Annotated in this window: 16 protein-coding genes and 1 riboswitch; of the genes, 14 read left to right on the forward strand and 2 right to left on the reverse strand. The window is 45.0% G+C overall.

Annotated elements, in window-relative coordinates:
- The first annotated feature begins 52 nt into the window (after positions 1-52).
- Both luxO and luxU read left to right on the forward strand, forming a co-directional pair.
- Positions 53-1,459 carry a quorum-sensing sigma-54 dependent transcriptional regulator LuxO gene (luxO, locus tag D8S93_RS02790; protein ID WP_005396653.1) on the forward strand — a complete coding sequence of 469 codons (1,407 nt, stop codon included), beginning with the start codon at positions 53-55 and terminating at the stop codon, positions 1,457-1,459.
- Complete coding sequence (luxU, locus tag D8S93_RS02795; protein WP_152811869.1) at positions 1,456-1,800, forward strand: quorum-sensing phosphorelay protein LuxU; 345 nt, start codon at positions 1,456-1,458, stop codon at positions 1,798-1,800. The genes luxO and luxU overlap by 4 nt, the downstream gene beginning before the upstream one ends.
- A 111-nt stretch (positions 1,801-1,911) precedes the next feature.
- On the opposite strand, the gene D8S93_RS02800 is transcribed toward luxU, so the two are convergent.
- Positions 1,912-2,808 carry a YvcK family protein gene (locus tag D8S93_RS02800; RefSeq protein WP_152811870.1) on the reverse strand — a complete coding sequence of 299 codons (897 nt, stop codon included), beginning with the start codon at positions 2,806-2,808 and terminating at the stop codon, positions 1,912-1,914.
- Positions 2,809-2,983: 175 nt separating this feature from the next.
- Positions 2,984-3,118, forward strand: a riboswitch (molybdenum cofactor riboswitch).
- Here D8S93_RS02800 and moaA point away from each other — a divergent pair.
- From moaA to D8S93_RS02855, 11 genes are all read left to right on the forward strand, one after another.
- Positions 3,107-4,096 (forward strand): GTP 3',8-cyclase MoaA, encoded by a 990-nt coding sequence (gene moaA / locus D8S93_RS02805; RefSeq protein WP_005396649.1) that lies wholly within the window; start codon positions 3,107-3,109, stop codon positions 4,094-4,096. Its footprint overlaps the riboswitch before it by 12 nt.
- A 105-nt stretch (positions 4,097-4,201) precedes the next feature.
- Positions 4,202-4,714 (forward strand): molybdenum cofactor biosynthesis protein B, encoded by a 513-nt coding sequence (moaB, locus tag D8S93_RS02810; RefSeq protein WP_005396648.1) that lies wholly within the window; start codon positions 4,202-4,204, stop codon positions 4,712-4,714.
- 26 nt (positions 4,715-4,740) lie between these two features.
- Positions 4,741-5,220, forward strand: a complete 480-nt coding sequence (gene moaC, locus D8S93_RS02815; protein ID WP_152811871.1) for a cyclic pyranopterin monophosphate synthase MoaC — start codon at positions 4,741-4,743, stop codon at positions 5,218-5,220.
- Positions 5,217-5,474, forward strand: coding sequence for a molybdopterin synthase sulfur carrier subunit (moaD, locus tag D8S93_RS02820; protein ID WP_005396646.1), 258 nt, complete (start codon positions 5,217-5,219; stop codon positions 5,472-5,474). Before moaC ends, moaD begins: the two co-directional genes overlap by 4 nt.
- A 1-nt stretch (position 5,475) precedes the next feature.
- Entirely contained in the window at positions 5,476-5,931 is a 456-nt protein-coding gene (moaE, locus tag D8S93_RS02825) for a molybdopterin synthase catalytic subunit MoaE (protein WP_152811872.1), read from the forward strand.
- A 532-nt stretch (positions 5,932-6,463) separates the two neighbouring features.
- Positions 6,464-8,140: an ABC transporter substrate-binding protein gene (locus D8S93_RS02830; protein WP_005396644.1), complete on the forward strand. Its 1,677-nt coding sequence runs from the start codon at positions 6,464-6,466 to the stop codon at positions 8,138-8,140.
- Between the two features lie 128 nt (positions 8,141-8,268).
- Positions 8,269-9,189 (forward strand): oligopeptide ABC transporter permease OppB, encoded by a 921-nt coding sequence (gene oppB, locus D8S93_RS02835; protein WP_006742810.1) that lies wholly within the window; start codon positions 8,269-8,271, stop codon positions 9,187-9,189.
- A 15-nt stretch (positions 9,190-9,204) separates the two neighbouring features.
- Positions 9,205-10,107, forward strand: coding sequence for an oligopeptide ABC transporter permease OppC (gene oppC, locus D8S93_RS02840; protein WP_005396642.1), 903 nt, complete (start codon positions 9,205-9,207; stop codon positions 10,105-10,107).
- 27 nt (positions 10,108-10,134) lie between these two features.
- Positions 10,135-11,106 carry an ABC transporter ATP-binding protein gene (locus tag D8S93_RS02845; RefSeq protein WP_005396641.1) on the forward strand — a complete coding sequence of 324 codons (972 nt, stop codon included), beginning with the start codon at positions 10,135-10,137 and terminating at the stop codon, positions 11,104-11,106.
- A complete protein-coding gene (oppF, locus tag D8S93_RS02850) occupies positions 11,085-12,098 on the forward strand; it encodes a murein tripeptide/oligopeptide ABC transporter ATP binding protein OppF (protein ID WP_006742812.1) in 1,014 nt (337 codons plus the stop codon). Before D8S93_RS02845 ends, oppF begins: the two co-directional genes overlap by 22 nt.
- 154 nt (positions 12,099-12,252) lie before the next feature.
- Positions 12,253-13,200 (forward strand): glutathione S-transferase family protein, encoded by a 948-nt coding sequence (locus D8S93_RS02855; protein WP_152811873.1) that lies wholly within the window; start codon positions 12,253-12,255, stop codon positions 13,198-13,200.
- A 113-nt stretch (positions 13,201-13,313) separates the two neighbouring features.
- Here D8S93_RS02855 and D8S93_RS02860 read toward each other — a convergent pair whose 3' ends face one another.
- A complete protein-coding gene (locus D8S93_RS02860; RefSeq protein WP_152811874.1) occupies positions 13,314-13,736 on the reverse strand; it encodes a hypothetical protein in 423 nt (140 codons plus the stop codon).
- A 286-nt stretch (positions 13,737-14,022) separates the two neighbouring features.
- On the opposite strand from D8S93_RS02860, the gene D8S93_RS02865 reads away from it, so the two are divergent.
- Positions 14,023-15,300 carry an MgtC/SapB family protein gene (locus D8S93_RS02865; RefSeq protein ID WP_152811876.1) on the forward strand — a complete coding sequence of 426 codons (1,278 nt, stop codon included), beginning with the start codon at positions 14,023-14,025 and terminating at the stop codon, positions 15,298-15,300.
- Positions 15,301-15,311: the final 11 nt, after the last annotated feature.

Below are 15,311 nucleotides of genomic sequence, written 5' to 3' on the forward strand. Positions count from 1 at the left end.
GCAAAGCGTAATGCGATTATTGTTTAAAACACAACAAAATATTAGCTAGGTTATGCAACAAAAATCTGAAGGTCCTAAATCTCGTTACCTTTTAATGGTTGAGGATACCGCATCTGTTGCGGCACTGTACCGCTCATACCTGACACCGCTTGGTATAGATATCAATATTGTCGGTACAGGTAGGGATGCCATTGAAAGTCTCAACCATAGAATTCCAGATCTTATTCTGCTCGATCTTCGTCTTCCAGATATGACGGGGATGGACGTTTTACACGCTGTAAAAAAGAGTCATCCAGACGTACCTATTATTTTTATGACCGCTCACGGTTCTATCGATACCGCGGTAGAAGCAATGCGTCATGGCTCTCAAGACTTTTTGATCAAACCGTGTGAAGCAGACCGTTTACGTGTCACGGTTAACAATGCGATTCGTAAAGCGACTAAGTTAAAAAACGAGGCTGATAACCCGGGCAATCAAAGTTATCAAGGCTTTATTGGCAGCAGCCAAACTATGCAACAGGTTTACCGCACGATTGATTCAGCAGCGAGCAGTAAAGCGAGTATCTTCATCACTGGTGAAAGTGGTACGGGTAAAGAGGTATGTGCCGAGGCAATCCATGCGGCAAGCAAGCGTGGTGACAAGCCTTTTATTGCGATTAACTGTGCTGCAATTCCAAAAGATTTGATTGAGAGTGAACTGTTTGGTCACGTGAAAGGTGCTTTTACCGGTGCAGCAAATGATCGTCAGGGTGCAGCGGAATTAGCGGATGGTGGCACACTTTTCCTTGATGAATTGTGTGAGATGGATTTAGATTTGCAAACCAAATTGCTACGATTTATTCAAACCGGCACGTTCCAAAAAGTGGGCTCATCAAAAATGAAGAGCGTGGATGTTCGCTTTGTTTGTGCAACTAACCGTGACCCATGGAAAGAGGTACAAGAAGGTCGATTCCGTGAAGATTTGTACTATCGTTTGTATGTCATTCCTTTGCATTTGCCACCTTTACGTGAACGAGGTGAAGATGTCATTGAAATTGCATACTCACTGTTAGGCTATATGTCGCACGAAGAAGGAAAAAGCTTCGTGCGTTTTGCGCCTGATGTAATCGACCGATTTAATAGTTATGAGTGGCCAGGCAACGTTCGTCAGTTACAAAACGTGCTGCGCAATATCGTTGTTCTAAACAACGGTAAAGAAATCACGTTGGATATGTTACCGCCACCGCTGAATCAACCGCTTGACCGTCCGTCTTCTGTGGCGAAATTCATTGAGCCGAAAGTGATGACTGCGTCTGAGATTATGCCGTTGTGGATGACAGAAAAAATGGCGATAGAGCAAGCGATTGAAGCGTGTGATGGCAATATCCCCCGAGCAGCGGGATACCTTGATGTCAGTCCGTCGACGATTTACCGCAAGTTACAGGCTTGGAATGGCAAGGAGGAGCGGCAAAAAGTATGAGTGTGAATGTATTAAATCAGCAAAAAATCGATGAACTGTCGATGGAGATTGGCAGTGATAATGTTCCTGTTTTACTCGATATTTTCTTAGGGGAGATGGATACCTACATCGAGAATTTATCTCAGTTTCAAGGGACAGAGCGATTGCGTTACCTAAAAGAAATCAGTCACGCGTTAAAAAGCAGTGCAGCGAGCTTTGGAGCAGACCGCCTTTGTCAATTGGCGATGTCGATAGATAAAAAAGCCAAAGCAGATGAGTTAGCTGAAGAGTCAGACGAGTTAAAAACGATGTTCGATCTTTTGCACGAAACACGCGACGCTTATCGTGATTGGCAGCAGTAATGCATTGTTCTGATGAGGCTCTTACACAAAACCCTTCACGTACGTGAAGGGTTTTTTCATTGTTGACAGCGAGTAAACTTGAAGCTATCCCCTAGCTTTAGAGGGCGTTTTTTAAATCGAAAGCCTTAGCTGGCTTTCAATAGCGAGCTTGAGTTTATCTCGGTCGTGACGCCAATCTCGGTTCGACGAAGCTAACGATTCCGTCACTACATTCCACTGGCTCAAGACTTCTTGCTCGGTTTCCTCTGCTAGAACCACGTCTATCTTCCTACCTTGGCAGGCACGCTCACACCATTCTAATTTTTGTGCCATGGTCATTCGTCCGGCTGGGCCGTACTCCGGGCTCAAGTTGGCAACGAAAATGACTTTTGCTTTCTCATTGGCGGCAATGGCTTTGCCGAGCTCAGGCAACAGCAAAGGAGGCATGATGCTGGTTAAAAAGCTGCCAGGACCAAGAATAATAGCGTCTGCTTCTGCCAGTGCAGTCACTGCTTCTTTAGTTGCAGGAACTTCTGGTGATAGACCGAGACGACGTAAATCGGTGTCCATCTCGTCTACATTCGTTTCTCCCGTGACCCACTTTCCATCCACGGATAACGCGGAAAGATCGGAAGGGTGTTCAGACATTGGAAGAATGTTAACGTCGACTTTTAACATGTTTCGAATCAGATTGATGGCATCTAACGGTCTGACCGATAAGTTATCGAGCGCCGTAAGCATCAAGTTACCGAGGTTATGACCATCAAGCTCGCCAGTACCTTTGAAGCGATATTCAAACATCATTGAACTGATCGACGGTTCTGTGATCAGCTGATTAATGCAGTTCCGTGTGTCGCCCCAGGCGATTCCACCTTGGCAGTGACGAATTCTTCCTGTTGAGCCACCATTGTCTGTTGTGGCGACAATGCCAGTTGCATTGCCGCCAAAATCCCGTAGTGCGGCCAACATTCGACCTAAGCCATGACCACCGCCAACAGCGACCACTTTTTTATCCGTGTAGATATTCATTACGTTCTTCTAATAATCTTGTAAAAAACGGCTACAATTTATCTTAAGGAGTGCTTGAAAGGTACTCACTTAGCGGTAAATTGTGTCTCTAGAGAGTTTTTTATCACTCAAGTCTGGATTCCAGTACAAATATTAAGTATTTTACACCGCAAAGCTATCAGAGGTTTCATATCTCTGGTTGCCATAACTCCGAGCTCACTATTGCTAAGTCCGAGGATAAGCGTTTTGAGCCAGTGGCGTACTGTCACAAGGGCATGATTGGAAATGGCCATGCCTCCCGTGTTTGGAAAGGTGTTCCGTGGCGCAACAATTCGAAGACAAATTTCATCGTAAGTTCTATTACTTGCGTCTGTCTGTGACCGACGTATGTAATTTCAAATGTACCTATTGCCTTCCTGATGGCTATAAGCCTTCGGGCAATAAAAACTCGTCTTTTTTATCTCTTCCTGAAATCAAACGGGTCGTAAAAGCGTTTGCTGATTGTGGCACGTCAAAAGTGCGCATTACTGGCGGTGAACCAAGTTTACGCAAAGATTTTACCGACATTATCCACTCAGTGGCGACGACGCCTGGTATCCAAAAAGTTGCAACGACGACCAATGGTTACCGCATGGCGAAGCAAGTCGCAGACTGGCGTGAAGCGGGCTTAACTCACATCAACGTTAGCGTGGACAGCCTTGATCCGCGCATGTTCCATCAAATCACGGGTGAAAATAAGTTCACTGAGGTGATGAATGGTATCGAGCGTGCGTTTGAAGTTGGTTATGAGCAAGTCAAAGTTAATGTGGTTTTGATGAAAGATCTTAACCATCAAGAACTGCCAGCATTTCTCAACTGGATAAAAGATCGTCCAATCCAACTGCGCTTCATCGAGTTGATGCAAACGGGTGAGATGGATGATTTATTCAATAAGCATCATGTGTCCGGCGTAGCAATTCGTAATCAGTTGATTGCGAACGGTTGGCTGCTTAAAGTGCGCTCTCATAATGACGGCCCCGCGCAAGTGTTTGTTCATCCAGATTACAAGGGTGAAATTGGTCTAATCATGCCTTATGAAAAAGACTTTTGTGAGAGCTGCAACCGACTACGCGTCTCTGCGATGGGTAAGCTGCATCTGTGTTTGTTTGGAGACCACGGTGTAGAACTACGTGATCTATTGGAACGTGATGAGCAAGAAAGCGAGCTTATTGAACGCATCCAAGCGCAGTTACAAACTAAGTCGGTAAGTCACTTCTTGCACGATGGTAATACGGGTATGACGCCGCATCTGGCATCTATCGGCGGCTAAATCAACTCAAATTTTGTAGGGAAAGCTTATTTATAGGCTAGCTTTCCCTTGCTTTTCTAGAATCGATACCAAACGTATCAAAGTTAAAAGAGAATAGGTGAACACATGGGTCACGCTGAAAGCAAATTTCAACCTGCAAATATTGCCGTTCTAACGGTATCTGACACTCGTACCGAAGAAAACGATACCTCTGGTCGCTACCTTGTTGAACACGCTCAAGAAGCGGGTCACAATGTTGTCGATAAGCAAATTGTTATTGATGACATGTACAAAATTCGCGCAATTGTTTCTCAGTGGATTGCGGACGACAATGTTCAAGCGATCATGATTACTGGTGGTACAGGGTTCACGTCACGTGACAGCACGCCAGAAGCGCTGAAGCCTCTGTTTGATAAAGAAGTAGAAGGTTTTGGTGAGTTATTCCGCATGGTGTCTTACGAAGAAATTGGTACGTCAACGATCCAATCGCGTGCAATTGCAGGTTTTGCTAACCATACAGTTATCTTCGCAATGCCTGGTTCAACAGGCGCGTGCCGCACTGGCTGGACGAAGATCATCAAGCAGCAGTTAGATGCAAGCCATCGCCCTTGTAACTTCATGCCGCACCTATCTGTATAACCTTTCCTAAAAGCGAAGGAAAAACAATGACTCAATTTACCCATATCAACGCGTCTGGCGAAGCCAACATGGTCGACGTGTCTGTAAAAGCTGAAACGGTTCGTGAAGCACGTGCAGAAGCATTTGTTCACATGGCCCCAGAAACCTTGCAACTGATTGTTTCCGGGCAGCATCATAAAGGTGATGTGTTCGCGACGGCTCGAATTGCTGGTATCCAAGCTGCAAAGAAAACGTGGGATTTGATTCCACTTTGTCATCCTCTGCTGCTTTCTAAAGTCGAAGTTCAGTTGGAGGCTATTGAGTCAGAAAACAAAGTTCGTATTGAATCTGTTTGTAAGCTTGCAGGTAAAACGGGCGTAGAAATGGAAGCGCTCACGGCGGCTTCTGTTGCTGCACTGACGATTTACGATATGTGTAAAGCGGTGCAAAAAGACATGGTTATCGGTCAAGTTCGTCTCCTAGAAAAGACGGGTGGAAAATCTGGACACTTCAAGGCGGAATCATGATTAAAGTACTTTTTTTTGCTCAGACTCGTGAGCTGATTGGTATCGACAGTGTCGAATTAGATGATCAATTTGAAACGGTTGAAGCGATTCGCGCGCATCTCGTGGAAGAGGGCGCTGATAAAAATGGTAAGTGGGATTTGGCTTTAGAGCCAGGAAAGCTACTTGCTGCTGTTAATCAATCTATTGTCCCACTTGATACCGAAGTAAAAGCGGGGGATGAAGTTGCATTTTTCCCACCGGTAACCGGAGGTTAAGATGGACCCACGCGTCTCTGTACAAGTTGAAGACTTTTCCGTTGATCACGAATATCAACGTTTATCCGAAGGTACGGCTGCTGGTGCTGTCGTAACATTCATTGGTAAAGTTCGAGATATGAACCTTGGCGATAATGTTGTTGGTTTGCACTTGGAACATTACCCAGGCATGACTGAGAAGAGCTTGAGCTACATTTGCGATCAAGCTGAATCACGTTGGCCATTATTGGGCGTACGCGTGATTCATCGCGTTGGTGATATGGATAGCGGTGATCAAATCGTCTTTGTTGGTGTTTCAAGTGCACACCGCGGAGCAGCATTTGATGCTTGCGAGTTCATTATGGACTACTTGAAAACCAAAGCACCATTTTGGAAGAAAGAACGCACGACGAGTGAAGATCGTTGGATTGAGTCGCGCGATACTGATCACCAAGCTGCACAGCGTTGGGAAAAATAGAACCCACTCCTCATTCTAGTGAAAAAAGCTAAGTGTCAATGGCACTTAGCTTTTTTTGTACTTATCTTCATAATTCTGCTCATTTGGCTTCAACACAACCCGTACTCGCTCTGGTGATATTCTTCACAATAAAAGTTTTTAGCCCAATATATAAACAATTATTTGTTAGACTTCATTTGTCATAAATGTTAAATAATATGTAAATATCTAGCATAAGATGCTATCAAATGGTTTAAATATAGATTAATCGAAAGTTTTGTCTGTGGAATTTCGCTTCTGGTCTCCATTTGGCTGGTGAATACTTTTTGATTAGAGTTTACTGCTAGATATGTGTGGTTTAGTCAGGATTATTGGTTTTTTTGCTACATTTTTATGGCAAATTACTTCAATGATTGCTAATGTGTGCCGCAGTCTTTGTAAGGTTTTAGGCTTTTGTGCTCAGAAAATGCACTAAAAAAATCTAAAACTCTGACCGTTCCAGGCCCTTACAAAGAAGTCATGGATGCTAACGAAAAAATTTGGAGTTTTACGCATGTATAAGAATAAAATCACGCGCGCTTTATTTATTGGTGCTGGTCTTTCTCTCGCTTTAGCTGGTTGTGGCGAAAAGCCTGCAGAGAAACAAGCTGCTGAGCCTGCTCCGGCTCCAGCCCCTGAAGCTAAATCTGATTCTAAAGAGCCAAAACTTGCTGCTGTTCAAGAATTGGTGCGTGGTAACGGTACAGAAGTTGCGACAATAGACCCTCATAAATCTCAAGGTGTTCCAGAATCCCACGTGATTCGCGATCTTCTTGAAGGCCTAGTAAACCAAGATGCGGACGGTAACACTATCCCTGGTGTTGCAGAATCTTGGGAAACTGAAGACAACAAAACATACACTTTCCACCTACGTGAAGACGCAAAATGGTCTAACGGTGATCCTGTTACTGCAGGTGATTTTGTATACAGCTTCCAACGCGCAGTCGACCCAGCAACTGCTTCTCCATACGCTTGGTACATGGAATACACCAAGATGAAGAACGCAAAAGACATTGTTGCGGGTAAAAAAGACAAGAGTGAGTTGGGTGTTAAAGCAGTTGACGACCACACTTTGGTGGTTGAGCTAGACACTGCTGTACCATACTTTGTGATGATGATGGGCCACACAACAGTGAAACCTGTTCACCAAGCAACCGTTGAAAAGTTCGGCGATCAATGGACGAAGCCTGAAAACTTTGTAGGTAACGGTGCTTATGTTGTTGACAACTGGGTTGTAAACGAGCGTTTAGTTCTAAAACGTAACGAACAATACTGGGACAACGAAAACACGACGCTTGATCAAGTTACTTTCCTGCCAATCGAAAACCAAGTAGCGGAAATGAACCGCTTCCTAGCAGGTGAAATCGACTTCACGAATGAACTGCCTACAGAGCACTTCAAGCGTTTGAAGCAAGAGCATCCAGAAGACGTGTCTGTGTCGGGTAACTTGTGTACTTACTACTACATCTTCAACACGAAGAAAAAGCCGTTTGATGATGTTCGCGTACGTAAAGCGATTTCTTATGCGATTGACCGTAATATCGTGACTGATGCGATCCTAGCACAAGGTCAAAAGCCAGCTTATTTCCTAACGCCTGAAATCACGGCGGGTTTCAACCCAGAAATCCCTGCATACGGCAAAATGACGCAAGAAGAGCGTAATGCTGAAGCGGCGCGTCTACTGGAAGAGGCGGGTTACGGTGCAGACAACCCTCTTGAATTTAACCTTCTATACAACACGTCAGAGAATCACAAGAAACTTGCGGTTGCACTGGGTTCAATGTGGAAGAAGACGCTTGGTCTAGACGTTACGCTAGAAAACCAAGAGTGGAAAACTTACCTATCTACCAAAGATTCTGGCAACTTTGAGGTTGCTCGTGCAGGTTGGTGTGGCGACTACAACGAAGCTTCATCTTTCCTAACGCTGATGATGAGTAATAACACTACTGGTGGTATTCACTACGACAGCAAAGAGTACGATGCAATCATGAACAAAGCATTTGCTTCAACTTCTGACGAAGAGCGTCAAGCGCTTTACCTAGAAGCAGAGAAGTTGATGGCAAAAGATATGCCAATCGCACCTATCTACCAGTACGTGAAATCACGTCTACTATCACCGAAAGTTGGTGGCTTCCCAGTCAATAACGCGGAAGACAAGATTTACTCTAAAGATCTCTACATCACAGAGTAATTCGTAACTCGATAGAACTATAAAAATGAGGCTCTACATGTGAGAAATTGCATGTAGCGCCTATCTTTAGTCCAAAAGAATTGGACGACTTCTTTAATTTAACTGTCACAGACTGAAAGAGTGAGTTTATGCTTAAATTCATCGCAAAAAGGATATTTGAGGCGATCCCAACAATGTTGGTTTTGATCACCGTATCTTTCTTTCTTATGCGCTTTGCACCGGGAAACCCTTTCTCGACAGAGCGTCCATTGCCACCCGAAGTAATGGCAAATATCGAAGCTAAATATGGCTTAGATAAACCTGTATTTGAACAATACACCACGTATTTGACCAATGTTATCCAAGGGGATTTCGGGCCGTCATTTAAATACCTTGATTACTCGGTTAACGAGCTGATCGCAGTTGCCTTACCTGTTTCGGCTAAAGTAGGCTTTATCGCCTTTATCTTTACCCTGATTATGGGGGTTACCGTCGGCACCATTGCTGCGCTCAAGCAGAATACTTGGATTGATTACACCATCATGTCGACAGCGATGCTCGGCGTGGTAATGCCTTCTTTTGTATTGGCACCTGCTCTTATCTATCTGTTCTCGCTTCACTGGAATATCTTCCCTGCGGGCGGTTGGCAAGATGGTAGCTGGCAGTATTTAGTGCTTCCTGTCATTGGTATGTCACTACTGTATGTTGCAACCTTCGCTCGTATTACGCGTGGTTCGATGATCGAGACACTGAACAGTAACTTTATTCGTACGGCTCGTGCTAAAGGTCTAAGCTACCGTTACATTATCATCAAGCACGCTCTTAAGCCGGCACTTCTCCCTGTTGTTTCTTACATGGGTCCTGCTTTCGTAGGTATCATCACCGGTTCTGTTGTTATCGAAACCATTTTTGGTCTACCAGGTATTGGTAAGCTATTCGTTAATGCTGCGTTTAACCGTGACTACTCGCTAGTAATGGGTGTAACCATCCTGATTGGTTTCCTATTCATTTTATTCAACGCGATTGTAGATATTCTACTTGCAATGATTGACCCGAAAATTCGCTACTAACAGGGACGTTTGGTTATGTTAACGAAAAAAGAAAACCTAGAAGCGATTGAGAAGTTCTCCGAAAACTTGGAGATTGAAGGTCGCAGTCTTTGGCAAGATGCTCGTATCCGTTTTATGCGCAACAAAGCGGCAATGGTGAGCTTATTCCTTCTTGTTCTAATGACGTTGGCGGTGATTATTCTGCCAATGATCGCACCGCACACCTTTGATGATACTGACTGGTACGCGATGCACGTTGCACCGAATGCTGACCATTGGTTTGGTACCGACAGCTTAGGTCGTGACTTATACGTACGCACGCTAATCGGCGGTCGTATTTCGTTGATGGTGGGGGTCATGGGTGCATTTGTAGCTGTACTGATTGGTACGCTCTATGGCGCAGCATCTGGTTTTATCGGCGGTAAAGTTGACCGTGTGATGATGCGTATTCTAGAGATTTTGTACGCGGTACCGTTTATGTTCCTAGTTATCGTACTTGTGACATTCTTCGGTCGTAACATCATGCTGATCTTTGTCGCGATTGGTGCTATCGCATGGCTAGATATGGCGCGTATCGTGCGTGGTCAGACACTCAGCTTACGTAGCAAAGAGTTCATCGAAGCTGCACATGTGTGTGGTGTTAGCAACTGGAAAATTATCACTCGTCATATCGTGCCGAATGTACTGGGTATCGTAGCGGTTTACTCTACGCTACTTATCCCGAGCATGATCCTGACGGAGTCATTCCTATCATTCCTTGGTCTTGGTGTTCAGGAACCGATGACAAGTTGGGGAGCCCTTCTACAAGAAGGTGCACAGACAATGGAAGTGGCAATCTGGCAGCTGGCATTCCCAGCAGTGTTCATGGTTGTGACGCTATTCTGCTTCAACTACGTTGGTGACGGCCTGCGCGATGCGCTGGATCCAAAAGACAGATAATTAAAAGATAAGATTAAGGAAGCAATGATGAGCTTATTAGATGTCAAAGATCTGCGCGTCGAATTCACCACGCAAGATGGTATCGTAACCGCAGTAAACGATTTGAACTTCTCTCTCAACCAAGGCGAAACCTTAGGGATCGTTGGAGAATCGGGATCAGGTAAATCTCAAACCGTATTCGCAATCATGGGCCTTTTGGCTAAAAACGGTATTATTTCTGGTAGTGCAAAGTTTGAAGGCAAAGAAATCTTAAACTTACCAGAAAAAGAACTGAACAAAGTTCGCGCTGAACAGATCGCGATGATCTTCCAAGACCCAATGACGTCACTGAACCCTTACATGAAAGTCAGTGACCAGTTGATGGAAGTGCTAATGTTGCACAAAGGCATGGGCAAAGCAGAAGCGTTTGAAGAATCAGTACGCATGTTGGAAGCGGTGAAAATCCCTGAAGCGCGTAAGCGTATCACGATGTACCCGCATGAGTTTTCAGGCGGTATGCGTCAGCGTGTAATGATCGCGATGGCGTTGTTATGTCGTCCTAAACTGCTTATTGCCGATGAGCCAACAACAGCACTTGATGTGACGGTTCAAGCACAGATAATGGACCTGCTTAATGAGCTTAAAGATGAGTTCAACACGGCGATCATCATGATCACGCACGACCTTGGTGTTGTTGCAGGTTCGTGTGATAAGGTGCTGGTGATGTATGCAGGTCGTACGATGGAGTACGGCAACGTAAACGAGATCTTCTATAATCCAAGCCACCCTTATGCAGAGGGTCTACTGAAGGCGATTCCTCGCCTTGATACGGAAGGTGAAATTCTGCCAACCATTCCTGGTAATCCACCAAACTTGCTTCGTCTACCACCGGGCTGCCCTTATCAAGAGCGTTGTCACCGAGTGATGGATCGTTGTAAGCGTGAAGCGCCAATTCTGACTCCATTTGGTGATGGCCGTCAGCGCGCATGTTTTTCTGAATGGGAGGCTTGGAACAAATGAACGCAGTAGATAAAAAGCTAATTCTGGACATTTCAGAGCTGAAAGTTCACTTCAGCATTGCGTCAAAATCGGCATGGCCATGGTCAAAGCCTTCAAGCCTAAAAGCGGTTGATGGGGTGAACGTTCGACTATACGAAGGGGAAACGCTTGGTGTAGTAGGTGAGTCAGGTTGTGGTAAATCGACGTTTGCGCGCGCCATCATCGGTCTTGTTGAAGCGACGGATGGAGAAGTAGTTTGGTTGGGTCAAGATCTAACTAAGATGAAAGACGTCCAACGTCGTGAAACGCGTAAAGAAATCCAAATGATTTTCCAAGATCCTTTGGCTTCTCTTAACCCACGTATGACGGTTGGCGACATTATTGCTGAGCCTCTTGAAACGTTCTATCCAGAACTGTCTAAGCAGGAAGTGAAAGACCGCGTTAAAGAGATGATGGCGAAAGTGGGTCTACTACCAAATGTGATCAACCGTTATCCGCACGAGTTCTCGGGTGGTCAGTGCCAGCGTATCGGGATTGCGCGTGCGCTTATCCTTAAGCCTAAGATGATCATTTGTGACGAGCCAGTATCGGCGCTTGATGTATCTATTCAAGCTCAGGTTGTTAACCTGCTTAAAGAGATTCAAAAAGAACTAGGCCTTTCTCTGGTATTCATTGCGCATGATTTGTCAGTGGTTAAACACATCTCAGACCGTGTTTTGGTCATGTACTTGGGTAATGCTGTCGAGCTCGGTGAGGCGGAGGCGCTGTTTGCTGATCCTAAGCACCCATATACACGCGCATTGATGTCAGCGGTTCCGATTCCGGACCCGAACATTGAACGCAGTAAGAAAATCCAAATGCTGGAAGGCGACCTTCCTTCGCCGATCAGTCCACCATCGGGTTGTGTGTTCCGCACTCGTTGCCCACAAGCAACCGAAGAGTGTGCGAAGACGAAGCCAACGATTCAAGGCAACGACGTTCACGCGGTATCTTGTTTGCACGTTAGTGTATAAATTCAGCCTGTGACGGGCTTAAGCGCGACACCTTCATCGGGTCGCGCTTTTTTTATACATTCGAATTTCTTGAACATGATGTCCTAAGTTCAGTGATTTTCTGTTTGATAGGAAACGCTAATATAGACATAAACAGAATGAGAGGAGCGCAATCATGGGTAAGTTGGTCGAAGGTGTTTGGCATGACGTCTGGTATGACACAAAATCAAATGGTGGCAAATTTGTGCGTGAAGATGCCGGATTCCGTAACTGGATTAAAAACGAACCTGATGCGGAGTTTAAACCAGAGTCTGGTCGATACCATTTGTATGTCTCTCTTGCTTGTCCTTGGGCACACCGAACGCTCATCTTCCGCAAGCTGAAAGGCTTAGAACCACATATTGATGTCACGGTTGTTTGCCCTGATATGTTAAGCCAAGGCTGGCAAATGGGGCTTCCTGAGCCACTATTTGGTCACACTCGTATGCACCAAATCTACACGCAGGCCAAACCAGATTACACAGGCCGTGTAACTGTGCCTGTGCTTTGGGATAAAAAGACCAATACGATCGTGTCGAATGAGTCGTCAGAAATTATTCGTATGTTTAACACGGAGTTCAATGCGTTAACAGGAAACCACGATGACTATTATCCAGAACAGCTAAAGCATGTTATTGACGAGTGGAACGATTTTGTTTATCCAAACGTCAACAATGGAGTGTATCGCTGTGGTTTTGCGACCACGCAAGAGGCATATGAAGAAGCATTCGATTCTTTATTCGCTGCGCTAGATAAAATCGATTCGCACCTATCGACGCATCGTTATTTAGCGGGGAATACTATTACTGAGGCTGATTGGCGTTTGTTTACGACTCTGATCCGTTTCGATGCCGTGTATGTGGGCCACTTCAAATGTAATAAGCAGCGCATCGCAGACTACGAAAATATTCAAGGATACTTAAAAGAGCTGTATCAAGTCGAAGGCGTCGAAGAAACCACGGATTTCTACCATATTAAACGTCACTACTATTTCAGCCACACTGGGATTAACCCGACGCAAGTCGTACCCAAAGGGCCTGATTTAGACTTAAACTCTCCTCATGGAAGAGAAATAATTAGCTAGTTTGCTACCTCCATCAGAAATGAAAAAGTACTTAACGGTTAGCAATATCGTTAAGTACTTTGATGCCAACTAAATACTAGGAGCAGGAGAGTGACTCTTAAGTGTGCGCTCGTCTACTTAGCGCGTACGACGTCCATCACTAATTTTCCGTCGACTTTTACAGGGCCATCTTCTTTGGCTCCGAGTGTATATTCAAATACGCCAGTCTTCATTCCCCCTTTTTCTCCGTGGACCATTAGCATCAGCATGTCGCCAGACTCAACCGGTTCCATCAAAATTGCATTCACGTTCTCATTCTGTCCCATCTTTAGTGGGGCATAGCCGATAACAGGGCCAGGCTTCATTGATTCGTCCGTTCGGTGGACGACCATCCATCCGTTGTCGTCAGCATGAGCCATTTTTGCGGTTACCGTTCCTCTGGACATATCTTGATCAACGCCTTTAATGCTTGGGGCAGAAAAGCTGAATGAAGAAAAACTGAACAGAATTGCAGCTAAACCAAGCTTTAGCAGTGAGTTGTTGATGGGGTTGTTCATATGTATTCCTTACTTATGTGTGAGTTTGCTTAATTGCAGTCCATCTTCGTTACGTAGTTCTAGTAAGAAAGTTCAGTTGAAATGTAAATAATGCTGATAAATTGAACAGGGAGGGCCGCTTCGTTCTATTACGTTTTGGTGGTAGATAAAAGAATAATGAAATTATAAGACGCAATGGTAAGCAGGGAACCGGGGCCATTTTCTGATTATCCTCTCATCGTCACAGCTTCTTACCCATATTCAAATAAACTAATGATATAACAACCGCTTTTTAACGGGGTGATGCATGGATATCAATGAGTTTGTCAGTGGCGAGCATCTAATTTGGAATCTGCTTATTGCTCTATTACTAGGGGCAATTGTTGGCACCCAACGTGGCTGGGTGATGCGCAATAGCGTAGAAGGCAGTCGTGTAGCAGGCATTCGTACTTTTTCTTTAGTCGGTTTACTCGGTGGTTTAGTTGGCATTCTCGCCAACATCTATACACCTTTACTCATTGGTTTTGCGCTTATCGCTTTAGTCATCCTCACTTGCATCGCTTTTGTTATACAGCAGAAAAAGAGCGGAGATGTGAGCATCACTGGCGTGGTTAGTATCATGGTGGTGTTTGTTCTGGGTAACCTTGCCGTGTCGGGTGAGGCTGTTTTAGCTGCAGCAACGGCCGTCATAACCGCTGTGGTGCTCGATAACAAAAGAGAGCTACATCAAGCACTACAAAAACTGCAAGAGTATGAGTTAGACGCAGCACTGCGTTTATTACTTATCTCGATAGTCATGTTACCACTGTTACCAAATCAATCTTACGGCCCTTGGCATGCACTTAACCCGTATGAGATTTGGTGGATGGTTGTGCTGATCGCTAGTATCTCTTTTGTCGGTTATTTTGCGATAAAGATCGGCGGGGCGAAGCGAGGTATTTTGTTTACGTCTGTATTTGCGGGGCTTAGCTCTTCGACAGCATTAACATTGCAGTTTTCCCATCTTTCTCGTGAGCAAGCGAGCATCAGCCCGTTACTCGCTAGTGGTATTCTTTTGAGCTGCGGAACCATGTTCCCTCGTTTACTTATCGTACTGTCTGTTATCAATCCACAATTAGTGAAACTGCTTTGGCCAATTGTGATGGCGATGATGGTTGCGCTGTACATTCCGGCATGGTGGATTTGGCGCAGAAGTGAAGTTGAGCAGATTGAGCAATCAAATAAGCAAACGAACCCTCTTGCTTTGCAGTCGGCACTGTTCTTTGGCCTCGTGTTGGCGGTGATTATGCTGCTTGCTCACGCTTTGTCTGACTGGTTCGGCAACGCGGGTGTGTTGATCCTTTCTGCTTTATCAGGGATTACTGACGTTGATGCGATCTCGTTAACCCTCGGGCGTCAAAGTACGCAAACATTAAGCGTGACCACTGCTGCATTAGGCATTTTGATTGCCGCTTCGGTTAATACCATTGTGAAAATGGGGATGGTTATCGCGATAGGGGATAAGAAGCTTTGGCGCCTAATCGCACCCGTGATGACAGGTTGTGTTGTGGTTGGGGCTGGAGTATTTATGGCGCTATATTCATAAGAGCGTATTAG

Origin of the sequence: Vibrio sp. VGrn 2 (genome assembly GCF_009361695.1) — a bacterium.
Lineage (GTDB): Bacteria > Pseudomonadota > Gammaproteobacteria > Enterobacterales > Vibrionaceae > Vibrio > Vibrio diabolicus.